This is a genomic window from Rhodospirillaceae bacterium, assembly GCA_002728255.1.
Classification (GTDB): Bacteria; Pseudomonadota; Alphaproteobacteria; order UBA7887; family UBA7887.
This window is the reverse complement of sequence record PBWV01000035.1, coordinates 1-18132: the sequence shown is the minus strand read 5'-3', so window position 1 is coordinate 18132 and position 18132 is coordinate 1. Positions and strand designations below refer to the sequence as shown.

Here is an 18132-nt window from a genome sequence, read left to right as displayed (position 1 = left end):
CGACTTGGCCAACCAGGGTTTGGAGGCGCGTGCTTAAGGTGATCGTTTACAAGGTGCGACATGGTGGTTGTCACCACCCAAATTGGCAAAACCGTCGCGACGATTTGGCGACGATTTAGGTCGGAGGAGGCTGAAAGTGGCTCCCCGGGCCGGACTCGAACCAGCGACATGGTGGTTAACAGGAGTTAAGTCAGTATTTGCAGCAGATCGGGACAGTGCTTCCATGGGTCAAAAGTTTTATTAATTCGGCCAATTCCCGTTATGTCTATGCCTGGAAGAAATCTCGATATTGTTGCTCTCGTCTCAGACATTGGAACGGGGCTTTTTTCCGATTGACTTAAGATTATATTAGAAACATTGATACCCTTTGAGGCCAAGGCCTTATACGCGGTGAGGGTGTGGCTAATAGTCCCTAAATACGTTCCTGCCACTAGAATAGTGGGTATCTTCAGGCTCGATATCCAGTCAAGTACCGTGTGCTCTGCATCTAATGGGACCATCGTCCCGCCCACACCTTCGATGAGGGTGACAATATCCTTGGAAGTATTTGTGCTGATTGAGGTACTGCAAAACTCTACAAGTTGGGCAAAGTTGATGCTGCGGCCCTCACGGGATGCAGCCATATCAGGAGACAAGGCAGCCTTAAAGCGCCAAGGCGAAATCTGGCAGACGTTCGCATGGGAAATTTCCAGGCCCATGCTCTTCAACAAAATCCCAGAATCGATAGAATCAATTGAACATTCCTCGTAGCCGCTGATTACCGGTTTAAGCACTTGGACATTCTTTTGGGCATCGGTTAATTGGTAGCCAAGGGCCGCAGTAACAAAAGTTTTGCCTATGGATGTGCCCGTAGAAGTGATGAAGAAAGCAGTAATGATATTACTCTTTTGATAAATCTTGGTTGACTAGTTGCGCAAGCCGCTCAATGTCCTCGCGAGTATGAGCTGCTGTAAAGGCAAATCGTAGTCGAGATGTGTTTTGGGGAACAGTTGGCGGTCTTATGGCAGTTACTAAGAATCCTTGGCTGAGTAATTTCTTTGAAGCAGAAAGAGTTTTAATAGCGTCATGGAGTATTAAGGGTACAATGCTACTTTCAGCCATAGGTAAGTTTGTTAATCGCGTGAAGAGTTGAGCATTTTCTAGGGGTTTTTTTACCAAACTGGGGTCTGTTTCAATGATCTCAAGTGCTGCAATACTTGCAGCAATAACCGCTGGGGGCAAGCCGGTTGAATATATTAATGTCCGTGCTCTCGTCCGAATCAAATCAATAACCGGTTTAGAGGCGCACAGGTAACCTCCGTACGTCCCGATCGCCTTAGACATAGTTCCCATTTGTAGAGGGATATCAAACTTCTTACTTCCACAAAATCCGGACCCTTTCCCGCCCCCAAGTACCCCCACGCCATGGGCATCATCCGTCATTAACCACGCATCATATGTTGAGCATAGGGAGACGATTTCTGGCAGGGGGGCCAGGTCTCCGTCCATGCTGAACACTCCGTCGGTGACGACCATTGCATTCTTATGCCGATAGCGATTTCGCTCGAGAAGCTCCTCAACATGGCTAACGTCATTATGCCGAAATTTCTCTACTTTGGAGGAGGAGAGGTGGCTGCCAGCAAGGATGCAAGCATGGCTCAACTCGTCGACGATAATTAGGTCGTTCTTGGTCATCAAGCTGGGTATGATTCCAAGATTTGCGAGATATCCTGACCCGAATACGCATGCGTCCTCAGTTTGCTTAAAATTTGCTAGTTTAGTTTCGAGTTTCCGATAAAGAGGATGATTTCCGGTTACTAGACGGGAGGCACCGGACCCCACGCCATAATCAAAAAGGGCTTTGTCTGCTGCACTAATAATACGTGGGTCGGCAGCGAGATTTAAGTAATCATTGCAGGCAAAGGAAACGAGTTTCTTGCCTTTTCTTACTGCCATCGCATTTGTCAATCTGTGGGTATCAACTATCTCACGTCGAAGGTGTTTTTCTTCAAGGTCAGTAAGTTTTGCTTCGGCAAAATGATTGAGTGAGTTCATTTGAATGGTATGCTAAAAAATCTATTTTGGTAAATAATAATTTATAAAAAGGTTTCATATAGTCTATTTTTCTACAAGTAGTCGGTGTTTTTAAAAATTCACAGCATCAAGTTTCCCTCGTGGGGGTATTAGGAATAGCTAAAAGCGGAAGTCGGCGGTTCAGCTGGAAAAGTATATTGGTCCATTATATTGGTAGGAAGTTAAGATTGTCTAATGAAAGTGTAAAATTTAGAAACCCAAAGTGGTTTGTAGATGGTTTCCCTCATATTTGGCTTCCTTATACACAGATGAAGACGGAGCCGTTAGCGGTTCCAGTTGATAAAACGCTTGGCACCCATATTTACCTTTCGGACGGAAGGGAATTGATTGATGGGATGGCCTCATGGTGGACGGCATGCCACGGGTATAATCATCCCCACATTTGCGGTGCTGTAGAAAAACAATTAAAGGAAATGCCCCATATAATGTTTGGGGGATTAGTTCACAAGCCCGCGCTTACTCTTGCCTCAAAGCTTGTTAAGCTTCTTCCTTCTCCTTTAGAGCGAGTGTTCTTTTCTGAGTCTGGATCTGTGGCCGTAGAGATTGCTATGAAAATGGCCATACAATTTTGGCTAAATAGGGGAATAAAAGGGAAACATCGGCTAATTAGTTTTCATGGTGGATATCACGGAGATACCCTAGGAGCTATGTCCATATGCGATCCGGAAGAGGGTATGCATTCCTTATTTCAAGGTGCTCTTCTGTCGCAACATGTAGTGCCTCTCCCTAAAAATGAGGATGAGTTAAAGGTATTTGAGCAGTTTATTGAGGAACATGTAACTGAGTGTGCCGCTGTTATAATAGAACCACTTATTCAAGGGGTCGGAGGCATGCTGATGCATAGCCCTGAGTGCCTCCAGGGTATCTCTGAGATATGTTTGAATCATGAGTTATTATTAATTTTCGATGAAATTTTTACCGGTTTTGGGAGGTCAGGGCAGATGTTTGCCATGGAGGAGGCCGGAGTAGTCCCTGATATAGTTACCTTCTCCAAAGCTCTGACCGGTGGCACAGTAGCTTTGTCAGCTACTATCGCGTCGGCGGAGGTCTTTGATGCGTTTTTGTCTATGGATGATGGCGCTGCCCTAATGCACGGTCCCACCTATATGGCAAACCCACTCGCATGTTCTGCCGCGGTCGCTTCCCTGGAATTATTTGAAGTAGAGCCTAGAATTGCCCAGGTATCCCAGATAGAGATTTGGCTTACGGAGTTGTTAAGTGAGGCGAGGGCTCTCCCGAACGTGAAAGATGTGCGCGTAAAGGGGGCAGTAGGGGTTGTGGAGCTCGCAGGCAACTTGCCTATCGATTGGCTGAGGAGAAGATTCATTGATAAAGGGGTGTGGATACGTCCCTTTGGGAATATAATCTATCTTACACCGGCATTTTCCATAAATAAGGCTGATCTATGCCACCTGGTGGAATCCATCATTCAGGTGATAGGGGAGATGAATAGTCGTGGTGATGCAAGGGTATAGAATCTATTCCCAGTCTTTTTTGTTGTGAGTATTATGAATATCGAGAGAGGAAATTTTTCATGATTGATCTTGATGGGGCAGTGGTAATCGTGACCGGCTCAGCCAGCGGGACGGGTGCCGCGACGGCGCTTTGTTTGGCTGAAAAGCGCGCTAATGTAGTAATCAATTATTCTCGTTCGAAAGAGAAAGCGGAGGAGGTTGCGAGTTCGTGCTCCAAATTTGGCGTTGAGGTGCTTGTGCAGAAGGCCGACGTATCTAATGATGGAGACTGCCGCTTGTTGGCAAAGGTGGCTCTTGATAAATGGGGTAAGATCGATGGCCTTGTGAACAATGCAGGGACAACCCAATTTTGTCCCCACTATGACTTGGATGGTCTTTCGGGGGAGGATTTCCAGAGGATATATAGTGTAAATACTATAGGCCCATTTCAGATGATCCGTGCCGTGGCGCCTGCCATGAAGGAGAGTGGTTGTGGAGCTGTTGTGAATGTGTCCTCGGTGGCAGGAACCCAAAGTATAGGTTCTTCATTGGCGTACGTAGGATCTAAGGGCGCACTAAACGCTATTACGGTGGCTCTTGCTCGAACGCTAGGGCCAGAAATCAAGGTCAATGCGGTGTGTCCGGGATATATAGAAAGTGGCTGGCATCGAAGGGGCATAGGAGAAAAAGCTACTGATCGAATGGTGGAGGCGATGAAAAAGACAACCCCATTGCAAGCGATTAGTACGCCCAAGGATATTGCAGATACCGTCGTTTGGTTGTTAGAGGGTGCTCCAAACATAACCGGTGAATTATTTACTATTGACGCAGGGATGGGCCTTCTACGGGGTGGTCTTCCAGCGAGACAGTAACAAGTGAATTAAATACTTAGGAAGAAGTTATGGGACCTCTTGAGGGATTGAAGATTTTGGATTTATCGCGGGTTATAGCAGGTCCTTATTGTTCGATGCTGCTCGGAGATCTAGGGGCAGATATTGTTAAGGTAGAGCGGCCGGACGGGGAGGGCACTCGGAATATTGAGCCCACTGTGGGTAAAGACAGTTTATTTTTTATGGCCTTCAACCGTAATAAGCGGAGTATGACTCTTAATTTCCGTAACAAGTCTGGTCAAGAGACACTCCGGAAATTAGTGGGGCAAGCGGACGTTTTGTTAGAAAATTTCCGGCCTGGAACAATGGAAAAAATGGGGTGCAGCTGGGAAGTCCTTCATGAAATAAACCCACGTTTAATTATGGCGCGAATTTCCGGGTACGGACATGAGGGGCCTAAGTCAGATCGTATTGCAATCGATCCCGTGATTCAAGCGGCTAGTGGCCTCATGTCTATGACCGGCCCAAAGGAAGGACCGCCAACCATGATGGGTGTAACTGTAGTCGACCATGCGACTGCAATGTATGCGACGGTGGCAATAACAGCAGCCCTTCAGGCCCGACATTCTTCCGGTAAGGGACAGATGGTGAGGGTAAATTTAATGGATAGCGCATTGTCCTTGCTCCAGGCATCAATTCCTGAATACCAACTATTTGGAAAGAAGCCAGCCAAAATAGGGGCTACAGACAGGTTTGGCGCTCCTGTTAATTCGTATGAGACTAAAGATGGGAAGAAAATTCAAATTGCAGCTGGGGGCGCCATGCACTTTCCGCGTTTTTTAGATGCTATTAAAATGCCCCACCTAATTTCAGACCCTAGATTCATGGAGGGTTCGAATCGTTTGAAGAATGCAGAAGCGTTGGATTCAGAAATTGCACCTTGGATGAGGGCACGTTCAGCTGAGGATATTTTGGAAATTATGGTGGCCGCTAGTGTCCCATGTGACATTGTTGCTGAAATTACGGATGTCGTCAGTGATCCTCACTTAAAAGAGCGAGGTCAAATCATCGAGGTTGATCACCCAGATGTTGGTCAGTTTAAGATGCAGGGATTTTTTGCAAAGTTTTCGGAAACAGAGATGGCTCTCCGATATGGTGTTCCTTCTGTTGGGCAACATACCAATGAAGTGTTGAGCGAATGGCTGGGTCACGATGCAGAAAGCATTGCAAGGTTGAGGGAGGAGGGCGCGTTATAATGAAGCCTGAGCGCTATCAAGCAAATCAGTGCCGAGCTTGTCTTCTAAAAGGGACTAGCTTATTTCAATTGCGAGAGTTTCTTCTTCAATCATGCCTGAATCTTCAGTGATGTGGACGGCGATCACCTCACCATCGGCTTCCGCTTCAAAAGGGACTTCGGTTTTCATAACCTCAAGAATAAATAACACATCACCGGCTTTGACTGTATCTCCTGTCTTAACCAGGACTTTCCAAACGGTTCCTGATACATCTGTGTGGATTTTTTGGGCCATTTGTGGGTTCCTAATTTAATGGGCTATATGATGTACGATAAATGTTTGTAATGATTTTTTGGCAAGAGGTGCAAGAGTTAATTGCGGATTTATAAGATATCGGGGTCGTGCGGATGAGTTCCAAGAAGGTTATCGTGATAGGCGCTGGAAACGCTGGTCTATGTGCGGCGTTAGCTGCACGAGAGCAAGGGGCGAATGTTTTGGTTCTGGAATGTGCTCCTGAGGCAGAAAGAGGAGGAAACTCAAGATTTACGGCGGGAGCCATTCGTGTGGCTTACGAGGGAGTCGAGGAGCTCCGAGCGCTGATGCCAGATTTATCCGATGAGGAGGTTAATACCACCGATTTTGGCCAATATACGAGGGAACAATTTTTCGACGATATTGCCCGTGTGACTGAATATCGTGCCAACCCTGACCTCGTTGAGATTCTGGTGGGTCGAAGTATGGATACCTTGTTGTGGATGAGGGAGAAAGGCGTTCGGTTCGCTCCTATATACGGGCGCCAAGCTTTTAAGGTCGATGGCCGCTTTAAGTTCTGGGGTGGGTTGACAGTTGAGGCATGGGGGGGCGGCCCAGGTTTAGTTGATGCGTTGTTTCTCGCAGCGAAGCAGTCGGGGGTTGAAGTTTACTATGGAGCTCGTGCTCTGAGCCTTATCCGCGAGGGTAATACAATTTGTGGAGTAACCATCAGTAAGGACGGCAAACGGGAAGATGTGGCAGCAGACGCAGTAGTGCTTGCTAGCGGTGGATTCGAAGCAAATTCTGAATGGCGCACGAGATATCTCGGGCCTGGNTGGGATTTGGCAAAGGTCCGTGGCACTCGTTTCAACATGGGAGACGGTATTCGAATGGCTTTGGATGAAGGTGCTATGCCGTATGGGAATTGGTCAGGTTGCCACGCAGTCGGGTGGGAGAGGAATGCGCCAGAATATGGAGATCTAANGGTGGGTGACGGATTTCAGAAGCATAGTTATCCCTTTGCTATTATGCTGAACGCGAATGGCAAAAGGTTTGTGGATGAGGGAGCAGATTTTAGAAACTACACGTATGCAAAGTATGGAGGGGAAATACTAAAGCAACCAGGTCAATTTGCCTGGCAAATATTTGATTCAAAAGTAGAGCACCTTCTGCGTGATGAATATAGAATTCGTCAAGTGACCAAAGTTAGCTCTGAAAGCATCGAGGGATTGGTTGAGAACTTGGAGGGAGTGAACTCGGCAGAAGCACTTCATACTATATCGGAGTACAATAACTCGATCTTGGATGATAAGGAATTCAACCCAAATATTAAGGATGGAAGAGGGACTGAAGGGCTCGTTCTNCCCAAATCAAATTGGGCTAATCGGATAGANAAACCCCCTTATAGTGCTTACGCGGTGACCTGNGGNATNACCTTTACTTTTGGNGGGCTTAAAATAAATCAAGAGGCTCAGGTAATAGATACTTCAGGATCAAAAATAGGAAACTTGTTCGCAGCAGGCGAACTGGTTGGAGGCTTGTTTTACTTCAACTATCCGGGNGGAAGTGGTTTAACCTCCGGAGCCGTATTCGGGCGTATAGCGGGAACCTCGGCGGGGAAGATAGGGTCGCTNTAGCGGTAGCTTAGATCTGCAATGGTGGNCTGGTAATGACCAGGAATGTTAGATCCTTACTCCCTGTATTATGCAAGGCATGGTCCACTTTTGGAGGAATAAAAATTGTTNGGCCNGGCCGCACAATGTTNGTAGTNCCGTTTAACTCCATTAGGCCTTCCCCTTCNAGAATATAATAAATCTGCTCCTCTATCTCGTGACTATGNTTTTCAACAAATCCCTTTGGTTGATATGTAGATAGCCGAAAATCAAAGTATTTAGTTGGCGCATTTTCAGGTGTCGCGATAAGTTTGGAAAGTGCACCACCAAAGTGACCAGGTAATTCTTCCCACATGACCTCTACGTTGTCGCGGATTATTGGCATGTCAGAATTTTCAGATTTCTTAGACATTTTTATGCTTCCTATAAATTTTGGAGGGGACGTACTTAGGGCGTGAAAGGTTTGCCAAAAACCGGCTNTTTAGGTGGAATTGGAGGCAACTCCCATGTCCCTGTTGCTGGTGGGCGTATCTCACTGTCTACGTGTACGTCCAATAGGTATGGTTTGCTTTGACTTATTGCATGTTCCAAAGCTGGAGCAAAATCGTTAGCTTTCGTTATGGTGGCAGCGTCGACGCCGCAGGATCGTGCCATNGCGGCAAAATCTGGGTTATAAGGCTCTCTGTTTTCTCCCTGGTAGAAGGCAGTGCCCAATTCCCTTCCTTCAAAAAGTCCATATTGAATATCTCGGATGGCACCCCAAGCAAAATTGTTCCATACGATCCAGATTGCAGGTATGTCATACTCCACGGCGGTGCATAAGACATGGGGGGTCATTGTAAACCCGCCATCGCCGCAAATAGATATGCAGGGTCGATCAGGGGCTGCTAGTTTGGCTCCGAGAATTCCGCTTACGCCGAATCCCATGGCAGAATATCCCCAGGCGTTCAGCATCGTCTGGGGTTGCCGTGCTTCCCAGAATTGCATAAACCAGTTGTGATGGACGCCGGAATCGAGTGATATNATTGCATCATCTGACAAAATCTTACGGATATCACCTACAACCCGTTCTGGCCGCATGGGANAAGCGNATGAATCAAAGTTTGGCTTGGTAAATTCNTCCCATTCCTGACGCCAAGCTTGNATCTGATCCATCCAAGGTTCAAAGCTTTTGTTAGATTCTTTGGCCCGGCTATCTAGTTCAGTCAGTATTTGGCGTAAGAAGGTGCGAGCGTCGGCGACGATACCAAGGTTTACAGGATAGTTTCTGCCAATCTCGGAAACATCTATATCGACCTGTACGAGTTTGGTGCTGGGCATATTCCACGAATAGCCCTCTAACCAGGAAGATGCAGAACGATCATCAAATCTTGCCCCGATAGCCAGCAGAAAGTCGCAATGCCTTCCAGCTTGGTTAGCTGGATAGGATCCATTTCGTCCTATAAACCCAAGGGACTGCTCGNTTCGCATATCCAGGCAACCCATACCGTTTGGCGAGCTAATCACGGGGATATTTAAGCGCTCTGCTAAAATAGATAGTTCTTGGCTTGCCTCTGACAAGGTTACGCCGTGGCCAATAAAGATCAGCGGTTGCTTGGCGGCTTGTAGCATGTCCAGAGTGTAGTCGACGTCTTCATTGGAGGCTCCAGAGCGATTGCTGATGGNATTAACAGAGGATTGTGGAACTTCCACATCAGCTTCCTCTTGAAAAAGATTAAAGGGGACATCCAGATTTACAGGACCTGGACGACCCATGAGCATGGTATTGGTGGCTTGCCGTAACATGAGAGGCAACATGTCGACGCGATAGGCCTGGAAACTTCGTTTTACAACTGGCCTAACGAGAGCGGGGAAATCAGCTTGATTATGTTTATGAAGTTCTTGAAATGGACCACGGTTGAATTGTTGTGTGGGCACATTCGCCGTTATAGCCAGGAATGCAGAGGAGTCGGCTAGGGCATTCGCTAATGACATTATCAAATTAGCTGAGCCTGGTCCACAAGAGGTAAGTGTAGCTGCCGGTTCATGCTTAATACGGAAATACGCATCTGCCATATGCCCAGCGGTCTGTTCATGTCGGGGCGATATCAGGGTGATTCTATCTTGCTCTTGGTGCAAGGTATCGAGAATACCCACATTTCCATGGCCGCAAATGCCAAACACATAGGGAACCTTCTCTCGAATTAAGAATTCAGTGATTAATTCCCCACCCTTCATAACCGTCATAAATAGTCCCTTATAAAATTTCTATTTTAACATTCCTGGCAAAGTTTNTAGTTCAGATGAAACGCTATATTAGGCTTAATTACAAAATTTCGTGTACGTCATACACAGCGCTATCGGCCTCACGTCGTCCTATGCCTACACTTACTATCTTATTCAGCCAATCGTATTTGGTTGCGTTGGTCTCAAAAAAGGGGGCATTTCTGAGATAGTACTCGGTGGGGTCCACATCTTCACCCTTTGCTATTCGATCCATCACTTCAGGAGGGCCATGGCGCACCCCTTTGTAGGTTACCAGTATAAGCGATCCGTCATCGGTTTTAATTACCAACCGCACATCGGGGGTCAGGCTGGTGTCGTTTCGTGCTAATAATGTGTCAGACCCTCCTGGAAGGATTTTTCCCTTTAGCAAGGGCCCCTCTACTTCTCCGCCACCAAAAATGTCAACTCTCCTAAGTTTCCCAGTGGGCACATCATTCATTATGTAGCTATCCGATACCCGTATTTGCATTGTACACAAAAATCTTGAGCTAAGTTGGGTTGGCTGCGTCATATGTTGATTCCTAAGTGCGTTAATTCACTCCTTTTAAGTCCTAATCCAGACAACAAGTTAAAGCGTCTTCCAGTAATTTTGTAACCTCCTAAAAGACATTTGTTTTCTACTTGTTAGTCGGATCTTGCCACGAGTATTATAATCCACTCTGAAAGGTGAGCATATATAATTATGTTGNAGGTCTTGGTTTTGCCCGCCGTGATGGTTGGGTTGGTTGGTTATAAAACTGTCACTATTTTGGGATAAGCATACGATCTTAAAAGGGACTATTTGGTGCTCTGCCCTCATACGGTTAAGTATTCTTCTTGAATTGCCTTGTTTTCACGGAGGGCGGTAGGAGTTCCAGAGTATTTTATTTGGCCCTTTTCCATAATGTGACATTCGTCACTTAATGCTAGGACAAAGCTTAGGTTTTGCTCAGCCAGTAATATAGACATACCAGACTTTTTAAGTTCGCGGATTTGTTCGCGAAGGTTTTCAACGACTTTGGGTGCTAGGCCTTCTGAGGGTTCGTCTAATATTAATAACTTTGGGTTGCCCATCAAGCCACGCGCAATGGTCAGCATNTGTTGTTGGCCTCCTGACAAGACACCCCCGGGTCTGTTCCGTATATCTTTAAGGTCGGGAAAGAGTTCGTAGACCCTATCCTCGTTCCACGTGGCCGAACCGACTAAAGGCAATTTTCTGGCGATATCCAAGTTTTCCCAGACAGAGAGCTCAGGAAAAATTTGCCGTTCTTCCGGAACAAATGCTATTCCCAGCTTCGCTATTTTATGAGTAGCGATTCCTTTTATGTTGGTCTGATCAAATACTATGCTCCCTTGGGAAGGCGGGGTGAGGTTTAGGATAGATCGCATAGTAGTTGTTTTTCCTACACCATTACGTCCGATGAGGGACACACACTTTCCCTGCCGCACAGTGAATGAAACGCCAAAGAGGACTTGGCTTAAATCATACGATGTGTGTATATCGTTGACTTCAAGATTTCCCATCTGTCTCTCCATCACCCAAATAAATATTTTTTACAGTAGTATTGTTACGGACCTCCTCAGGGCTCCCCGTTGCCACAATTTTTCCATGGTGCAGGACGCTAATCTGATCAGCTATTCCAAATACTACGCCCATATCATGTTCCGTAAATAACAAGGTAAGGGACCGAGCGCTTGAAATTTCTTTAATAAGGTTGATTGCCTCATTTGTTTCACTGGTCGACATTCCGGCGGTGGGTTCGTCTAGAAGCAGAACTTCAGGGTTTGAGGCCAAAGAAATTGCAAGTTCTAGTTGCTTTTGTTTTCCATAGGCAAGCTCTCCGGCAATCACTTCTCTCTCTTTCACTAATGTAACTAACTCCAAGAGCTCTTCAGTTTCTCGTTGGAACAAGCTATTCGCTGACTTAAAAAATGAAAAATGCTTCTTGTTTCGCGCTATTACAGCGACTTGGATGTTTTGAAACACAGTCATACGTGGATAAATATTAATCAGCTGGAAGGACCGCGCCAATCCAAGCCGAACAATATTATGCGGAGCAAGTTGTCTCAGTGAATGTCCTTTATATAAAACTTGCCCCGACGTGGGTTGAAGGTGTCCAGTTAGGAGATTGAAGAACGTGGTTTTTCCAGCACCATTTGGCCCAATGATTGCGTGACGTTCTCCTGAAAAAAGCTGAAAATTCACTCCATCTATAGCCTGGAAACCAGCAAAATTTTTATTAAGATTTTTCACATCTAGAAGGGAATGTGGGTGGGTAGTTTCAGAAAATCGTTTAGGGTTGGAGGTTGTCANGACGTTAATGCTCTCGGGTCCAATAGTTACGTATTTTAGTCACAAGTCCAACTAAACCATCTGGAAGAAATAACAAAATAATTATTAAGATGAGTCCTAGAACGGTGGGCCAATATTCGGTGTACTCGTTAGTAATTCGTTCTAATAGAAACAGCGTTGCGGCGCCTATAGCTGGTCCAAAAAAGGAAAACATCCCCCCGAGAAGTGTCATAATTAATACAGTGGCTGATTGTGTCCAGAAAGCTGATTCGACGTACATGCCTCGGTGAAGCATGGCGAAAAGTGCCCCAGCGAGTCCCGCGAAGGTTCCCGCGACGACAAATGCCCACCACCGCATAAGTCTCGTATTTATCCCAACAAAGCCAGCTCGGGTAGGATTTTCACGAACAGCGAGAAGTGAGCGAGCAAAAGCCGAATGGCAGATAAGCCATAAAATCCAGGTCGAGAAAACCACAACNAGCACGGTGAAGTAATAAAAGTTGATCCGTTGATCGAGGATCGCGGGAATGGTTATTCCAACAAAACCGTCATCCCCTCCAGTTAGCGACCTCCACTTAAATGCAATCGCCCAAACCAACATCGAGAATGCCAAAGTTAGCATCGCAAAATAAATNTCGGTGAGGCGGGTACAAAAATAGGCGACNATGCCTGTGATAAACATGGTNACAGTGATGCTAGCCANAAGAGAAGGCACCAGAGGCCAAGCGTAGGTGGTGAGCAAAATGGCGTTGGTATATCCACCTATTGCGAAGTAAGCAGCGTGTCCAAAGGATACATTCCCAGAGTAGCCAATTATCACATTTAAACTTAGAGCGAAGAGACTATAGATTAATATCTCAGTCGTCACATCCACGAGATAATCGGAGCCTGCTAAGGGAATTAGTATCAGGGTAGCCAGCNAAATTAGGCATAAGATGATCCCTGTTCGTTCAATCGGATCNGTCATTAGCTTATCACTGCCCTTCCGATTCAGCGCGGCCGTATAGTCCCCACGGTCGGATGAGTAGTACGATTAGAAGTAATAGGAAGGCGAAAACATCCTGAGCATTTGGCACTATTACAGAGCCAAAGTTAAAAACGAGTCCAAAAATTAAAGCGCCAACAAAAGTTCCCCAGAGAGAGCCCAGGCCCCCTATAATAACTATCACGAAGCATTCCACGATAATATTCGCATCCATGCCCGGGGCTGGGCTATTAAAGGGGGAGGCTAAAGCCCCACCCATCCCTGCTAAGGCGGAGCCTATNAGAAAAACTANGGTGTAGATTACCGGTACGTTAATNCCAAGTGCGGACAGCATATCCCGGTCCTGTGTCGCGGCTTTTGTAATACGGCCCCAACGAGTTCGTTCAATAAACAGCCACAATGAAATAAAGATAGCGGGACCTAGGACGCATAACATTAGACGGTAGGTGGGATAGAAAGTAATCCCTAGGTTTGTCGCTCCGGCGAGACCCGCAGGGTATGCTACACTATACTGATCAGTTCCCCATATTATTTTCGCGAGGTCACCTAGGATAAGTACCAGAGCGAATGTTAGNAGAAGTTGCATCAAGTGTTCTTTATCGTAGATGAATTGAAACAAACAACGNTCAATAATGAGAGCNATTATCATTAGCCCTATTGCCGCAGCNAGTACCGCCCAGAAAAAACTCAGGCCCATTAGCTCCGTTACGGAATAGGTAATGTAGGCACCAAACATGTAGAAGGCACCATGGGCGAAGTTGATAACTTTAAGTACGCCGAAAATAAGAGAGAGGCCTGCCGCAATAATAAAATAATTCATTCCCATGGATATAGAATTNAGAAGTTGAATAAATGCGAATTGGGGGCTGCTTATCAAAATAGCAAGGCCCGGGCTTCCCAAATTTTCTCTAATAAATTCTAGAAGGGGTTCCATAAAAACGACTCAGGCAAATAAATTGAATTGGAGTTCCGTATAGTGATTCCAGTTTACTCTGAAAGTAAAGCAGGAATGTAGGTAATCGGATCCATAACTCTATAGGGAACCCCTTCTTTCTTGACCATCGGCCCCCAAAATTGACCGGTGTCGGTTTGGTGAGTTGTAGGATCGATTGTGCGAGGTCCTACGGGCGTGTCGATGCTCATGCCCCTCAATGCCTCTGCGACAAGGTCTGGGTCCAGAGAACCGGCTTGCCTTACAGCTGCGGCATACATACGAACACCAATCACCGCCAGAACAGGCCACATGGTGGTTTCATGTGTTCCCAGTTGCGCCGAAAGCTTTGAGTGAAACTTCTTGTGTTCCTCATTTGGATGGTGATACCACAACTCATACGAATTCGCCCAGACATTGTCGGGGTAATCTCGCCCCATGGTGCTTGCAATTTCATGGCTTCCAATTTCTCCTCCAGCGATAAATTTAATTTGCTGAAAAAGGCCGAAAGGGGTCGCTTGTTTAGCAAAATCTACAAAGTGGGGTCCCCATAAACCCCCGGTTACCACGTCGCATCCCGCCCCCATGATTTGGGTAATAAAAACGTTGTAATCGGTTGCCCTTAATTTAGGACGCAAACTAAGCACAATTTTGGTATCAGGAAGATGTTTAGCCAGGCCTTTTTCTATTCCCGCTGCAAGGTCATGGCCGTAAGCATAATCTAGTTGTATGTCGCAAATTGACTTTGCCTTTAACTGCTGTGCGATTTGTGCCATAGCATCGCCTTCGAAATCGGTGTGTGANGCAGTGCGGAAAACNTAGTTATGTCTTTTGTTTGTTGTCATCTGGATTGTTTTAGCGATCGTGGCTATGTAGATAACTTTCTCTTGCCGGGCCACTTCAGAAACAGCGAGCCCAACGGATGAGCTTAGCCCGCCTATCAGAACATTTACTCCGTCTTTTGTTATCATTTCNTTNGCTGCGGCTGCGGCTGTTGCAGGNTTTAGCTTAGTGTCTCGCTCCACGCTTATCGCCTGCAAACCGAGAAGCCCACCGTCCAAATTAATTTCTTCAACCCCCATTCTATGCCCAATTTGGGCGGGGGATCCATAGATGGCTCCGCCACCTGTTATCGGATAGAGCATTCCTATTTTAATTTCCTCGGCATGTAGGTTATTGAACGCTAGCAGAGTGCCAGTGATCGCAAAGCTCACCAATAAGCGGNGTCTCATAGTGTTTCCTTTCGCGAAGATAATTTCTGATGNCATTGCATTATCCAACCCCTTAAATGTAATCTAATTTACGATGCAATTCATTAGCAGANTTCGGGAGTAGGTAGATATTTTAGTAGATAGTCCAGTATGGCCCATGCGGCAGCCACAGCGGATATCAATCGTTGGAGAATAATAGGTACGAAAGGTTATGTACTTGGGGTATCTCTGTCGATAGATAAAGCCCTGACCCCTCCGCTGTTTCCCGAATTTTTTCTGCTCTTTCCAATAATAGTTGGTACTCGTACCCTTCCACAGCTATCACGCCATCCAANGAAGACTCTCCTGTGCCTTTTCTCAGAGCTCGCTCCTTGGTCTCNGTTTGTGTAATTGTGGTATCTGAGAGCCCAACATTAACCTCAGTAACGCCGTCTATTTTAGAAAGCTCGTCTGCAATTTTTTGCAGTGAATCTAGTGTGTTGTCGTTCTCCTTAAAGCCCGGCTCTCTGACTAAACGTATAGTTAGCATGGCCCCCCCGTAGCTTCCCTCGAAGCCAGCCCTTGCGATACGTCGGCAAGCTCCACGCGTCAAGTTCGTAAACGTTTTGGCTACGGCGGCAGTCCATGGTGAGGGATTATTTAGACGTTCTAAATAAGGTGCAGACTTAAAAATCGCTATATCACTTGCCTCATAAAGTGTGAAACAGCATTGTCCCTCGCTTGTATCATTCATATACCTCCGACCAATGAGAAAGCCGGGTACACCCAGTCTCTCCGGCATATGTTCAACTGTGTGCCATCTCTCCCACTCAGGCCTCCCTGAAGCTTTTAGGCCATGCCAAATTGTAAGAAATCCTTTTGATTGTGTGAGCATAATTTTGTTTACCTTTGTTTTAGGATTCGTTGGGCACCGGCTCGTGAAGCAGAAAATCTACCACTACGTTTTGTTGGGCTTCCCACATTTCAATTCCGGTATGAGTGTTGCACCCGCGTTCCCGCGCCATCCTTATCAGAGAAGTTATAGGTGGTGCGGTAACTACATCTCCTACATGCATGGAACTTATCAGGTGGGAGTCTTCCAGAGGTAAGGGGTCCTCTGCATTCATTCCAGTCGGTGATGCGTGTGCAATGATGTTAAATCCAAATGGGTTAGGGGAGGTGGTTACGTGCACAGAGTGGGGGAAATTGGCATTAAGTAACTTGGCGATATCTACAGCCCGGGATTGCTTGATGTCAAAAATATGTAATTGAGTAACGCCCCGTTCTAAAAGCTCAAGCGCGATCGCCGAGCCTGCGCCTCCAGCTCCGATCAGGAGGGCCCTGCTTCCCGCAATTTCGGTACCAGTAGCTTCCATCGCGTTACAAAACCCTATCCCGTCTGTCATGTCGCCGTGCCACTCTCCATTTTTTGTGCGTCTTAATAAATTTGCAGAATTAAGGATTGCTGCCCGAGGAGATAGGGAGCTACAAAGATTGGCCCCCTCAAATTTGTAGGGAATGGTCATGATTAAGCCATCAACGTTTGAGTATGATGTAACCCCTGCAATAAATTCGTTGATCCCCTTAGGTTGAACCTCCAACGGAATGTGTATGGCATCCACATTACGGCGTTGGAAAAACTCGGTAATATCACCAGGAGATTTTACCTGTGATATGGGGTAGCCCACGGTCATATAAACACGTGTTTTCCCGGTGATCTTTAATGACATATTTTTTCAACTCAACTTATAGTTTTTATTTCTTTCAGTATCCGATTGGTCTCTTGTTCACTCTCCTTGAGGTAATTCCGGTAACTAAATAGGGTTTGAAGTTCCTCTTTCCCCACTGCAGTTACTAATTCTGAATTGGCTAGGGCGGCTATGGAAAACCCTTCTGTGTTGTCCTCCTCGAGCAGCATTGCTACTAGCTCAGTTGATCGTTTTGCACTGATGGTTGATGAAATTAAATTCTTTAACTCGGAGGTAGCTAGGCTTCCTTTGGTATTCTCCAGGTTTTTGGCCATCCGACTGTCATTCACCTGTAGTTCAGAGAGAAGAAGATGGGTTTGTTCAATGGCCGAAAGTGTCAGAGATGATATTGATGGAATAATAATCCATTCCGCGTGCCACTCTCCCGCGGAACGCTCCTGAGGATGACCTTGTAGACTGGCTATCGTAGATAGATGAGCACTGATAATTGGAAGCACGGCTAGAGGAATGAGGGTGCAGACAGGGTTTTGCTTATGCGGCATTGATGAGGAGCCACCAGGTTTACCTTCTCTAATTTCATCTAGTTCATTTTGCATCATTAACAGGCAATCGTTGGAAATCTTTGCAAGGATTCCAGCTACTTGTGCCATTGTTGCGCAAGCCGTGAGAATCCGGCTTCGGTCTGCATGCCAAGAATAGCCAGGATCGGAGAGGTTCAATTGGCTGGCTAGAAAGCTCCTAATTTGAGTTCCATGAGGTTGCATAGGGGTTAGAGTTCCAGCCGGTCCACCCAGTTGGACTGCAAGGGTCTCGTATCGAGTTCGCTTAGTTTTTTGGGCAGCCTCATGAATTGCCATAGCCCACTTTGCGGCTTTAAGCCCAAATGTTATGGGAGCGGCTTGTTGGTGCAGGGTTCGTCCTATCATTGGAGTAGATTTGTGTCGCTCCGATAGATCGGTAAGCAAATTTTCAATATCCAATAAATTTGAGTACATTTGGTCAAAGGTTGCTGCGAGAGCCAGCATCATCGAGGTGTCCAGGAGATCTTGAGAAGTGGCACCAAAGTGCACGTGAGGAACTGCGAATGGGTGTTGTGAGGCAAGGGAAAGTTTTAGGCTTTCTATGAAGGGAATTGCTGGATTTCCCGACGTTTTAGACTGCTCAAAGATATGGGTAAAGGTGTCAGCGGTATCCCACTCAACAGAGTTGATTGCTGTTGCTGACTCTAATGGAATTATGCCAATGTCTGCCTGCCCGTTAGCCAAGCAGCGTTCGAATGCGAGCATCCGGTTGATGCGTTCTTTTTCACTCCAGAGATTATCA

Annotated in this window: 17 protein-coding genes and 1 pseudogene; 4 read left to right on the top strand and 14 right to left on the bottom strand. The window is 46.3% G+C overall.

What is annotated here, in order from left to right; genetic code table 11:
• Positions 1-185: 185 nt before the first annotated feature.
• Positions 186-896 (bottom strand): dethiobiotin synthase, encoded by a 711-nt coding sequence (gene bioD, locus CMM32_09210; GenBank protein ID MBT07071.1) that lies wholly within the window; start codon positions 894-896, stop codon positions 186-188.
• Entirely contained in the window at positions 880-2034 is a 1155-nt protein-coding gene (gene bioF, locus CMM32_09205) for an 8-amino-7-oxononanoate synthase (GenBank protein ID MBT07070.1), read from the bottom strand. Before bioF ends, bioD begins: the two co-directional genes overlap by 17 nt.
• A 206-nt stretch (positions 2035-2240) precedes the next feature.
• Here bioF and CMM32_09200 point away from each other — a divergent pair, with 206 nt between their 5' ends.
• The 3 genes from CMM32_09200 (at position 2241) to CMM32_09190 (ending at position 5613) form a co-directional block, all read left to right on the top strand.
• Positions 2241-3548: an adenosylmethionine--8-amino-7-oxononanoate transaminase gene (locus CMM32_09200; GenBank protein ID MBT07069.1), complete on the top strand. Its 1308-nt coding sequence runs from the start codon at positions 2241-2243 to the stop codon at positions 3546-3548.
• A 62-nt stretch (positions 3549-3610) separates the two neighbouring features.
• A complete protein-coding gene (locus CMM32_09195) occupies positions 3611-4399 on the top strand; it encodes an oxidoreductase (GenBank protein ID MBT07068.1) in 789 nt (262 codons plus the stop codon).
• 29 nt (positions 4400-4428) lie between these two features.
• On the top strand, positions 4429-5613 hold the full coding sequence (locus CMM32_09190; protein MBT07067.1) for a hypothetical protein: 1185 nt from the start codon (positions 4429-4431) through the stop codon (positions 5611-5613).
• A gap of 54 nt (positions 5614-5667) precedes the next feature.
• Here the strand turns inward: CMM32_09190 and CMM32_09185 are convergent, their stop codons facing one another.
• A complete protein-coding gene (locus tag CMM32_09185) occupies positions 5668-5886 on the bottom strand; it encodes an acetyl-CoA carboxylase biotin carboxyl carrier protein subunit (GenBank protein ID MBT07066.1) in 219 nt (72 codons plus the stop codon).
• Positions 5887-5999: 113 nt separating this feature from the next.
• On the opposite strand from CMM32_09185, the gene CMM32_09180 reads away from it, so the two are divergent.
• On the top strand, positions 6000-7481 hold the full coding sequence (locus CMM32_09180; protein MBT07065.1) for a tricarballylate dehydrogenase: 1482 nt from the start codon (positions 6000-6002) through the stop codon (positions 7479-7481).
• 7 nt (positions 7482-7488) lie between these two features.
• Here the strand turns inward: CMM32_09180 and CMM32_09175 are convergent, their stop codons facing one another.
• The 11 genes and pseudogenes from CMM32_09175 to CMM32_09125 form a co-directional block, all read right to left on the bottom strand.
• On the bottom strand, positions 7489-7842 hold the full coding sequence (locus CMM32_09175; protein MBT07064.1) for a cupin: 354 nt from the start codon (positions 7840-7842) through the stop codon (positions 7489-7491).
• Positions 7843-7904: 62 nt separating this feature from the next.
• On the bottom strand, positions 7905-9683 hold the full coding sequence (locus CMM32_09170) for an acetolactate synthase (protein MBT07063.1): 1779 nt from the start codon (positions 9681-9683) through the stop codon (positions 7905-7907).
• A 79-nt stretch (positions 9684-9762) separates the two neighbouring features.
• The gene (locus CMM32_09165; GenBank protein ID MBT07062.1) at positions 9763-10233 is read right to left on the bottom strand and encodes a hypothetical protein; all 471 of its coding nucleotides are present in this window, start codon (positions 10231-10233) and stop codon (positions 9763-9765) included.
• Positions 10234-10517: 284 nt separating this feature from the next.
• Positions 10518-11225 carry an ABC transporter ATP-binding protein gene (locus CMM32_09160; GenBank protein MBT07061.1) on the bottom strand — a complete coding sequence of 236 codons (708 nt, stop codon included), beginning with the start codon at positions 11223-11225 and terminating at the stop codon, positions 10518-10520.
• Positions 11212-12014 (bottom strand): annotated as a pseudogene (locus CMM32_09155) (ABC transporter ATP-binding protein). The gene CMM32_09160 and the pseudogene CMM32_09155 overlap by 14 nt, the downstream one beginning before the upstream one ends.
• A gap of 5 nt (positions 12015-12019) precedes the next feature.
• Positions 12020-12961 carry a branched-chain amino acid ABC transporter permease gene (locus tag CMM32_09150; protein MBT07060.1) on the bottom strand — a complete coding sequence of 314 codons (942 nt, stop codon included), beginning with the start codon at positions 12959-12961 and terminating at the stop codon, positions 12020-12022.
• Positions 12962-12968: 7 nt separating this feature from the next.
• Positions 12969-13913 (bottom strand): branched-chain amino acid ABC transporter permease, encoded by a 945-nt coding sequence (locus tag CMM32_09145; GenBank protein ID MBT07059.1) that lies wholly within the window; start codon positions 13911-13913, stop codon positions 12969-12971.
• Between the two features lie 53 nt (positions 13914-13966).
• A complete protein-coding gene (locus tag CMM32_09140) occupies positions 13967-15178 on the bottom strand; it encodes a hypothetical protein (GenBank protein MBT07058.1) in 1212 nt (403 codons plus the stop codon).
• Between the two features lie 121 nt (positions 15179-15299).
• Positions 15300-15995: a hypothetical protein gene (locus CMM32_09135; protein ID MBT07057.1), complete on the bottom strand. Its 696-nt coding sequence runs from the start codon at positions 15993-15995 to the stop codon at positions 15300-15302.
• Positions 15996-16014: 19 nt separating this feature from the next.
• Positions 16015-16830 (bottom strand): shikimate dehydrogenase, encoded by an 816-nt coding sequence (locus CMM32_09130; protein ID MBT07056.1) that lies wholly within the window; start codon positions 16828-16830, stop codon positions 16015-16017.
• A gap of 11 nt (positions 16831-16841) precedes the next feature.
• Positions 16842-18132: hypothetical protein (locus CMM32_09125; protein MBT07055.1), on the bottom strand; the 1291-nt coding region annotated here is incomplete at its 5' end.

Coding starts and splice junctions, on each gene's coding strand:
- bioF (MBT07070.1), bottom strand. CDS start 2,034: ATGAACTCACTCAATCATTTTGCCGAAGCAAAACTTACTGACCTTGAA.
- CMM32_09190 (MBT07067.1), top strand. CDS start 4,429: ATGGGACCTCTTGAGGGATTGAAGATTTTGGATTTATCGCGGGTTATA.
- CMM32_09185 (MBT07066.1), bottom strand. CDS start 5,886: ATGGCCCAAAAAATCCACACAGATGTATCAGGAACCGTTTGGAAAGTC.
- CMM32_09165 (MBT07062.1), bottom strand. CDS start 10,233: ATGACGCAGCCAACCCAACTTAGCTCAAGATTTTTGTGTACAATGCAA.
- CMM32_09130 (MBT07056.1), bottom strand. CDS start 16,830: ATGTCATTAAAGATCACCGGGAAAACACGTGTTTATATGACCGTGGGC.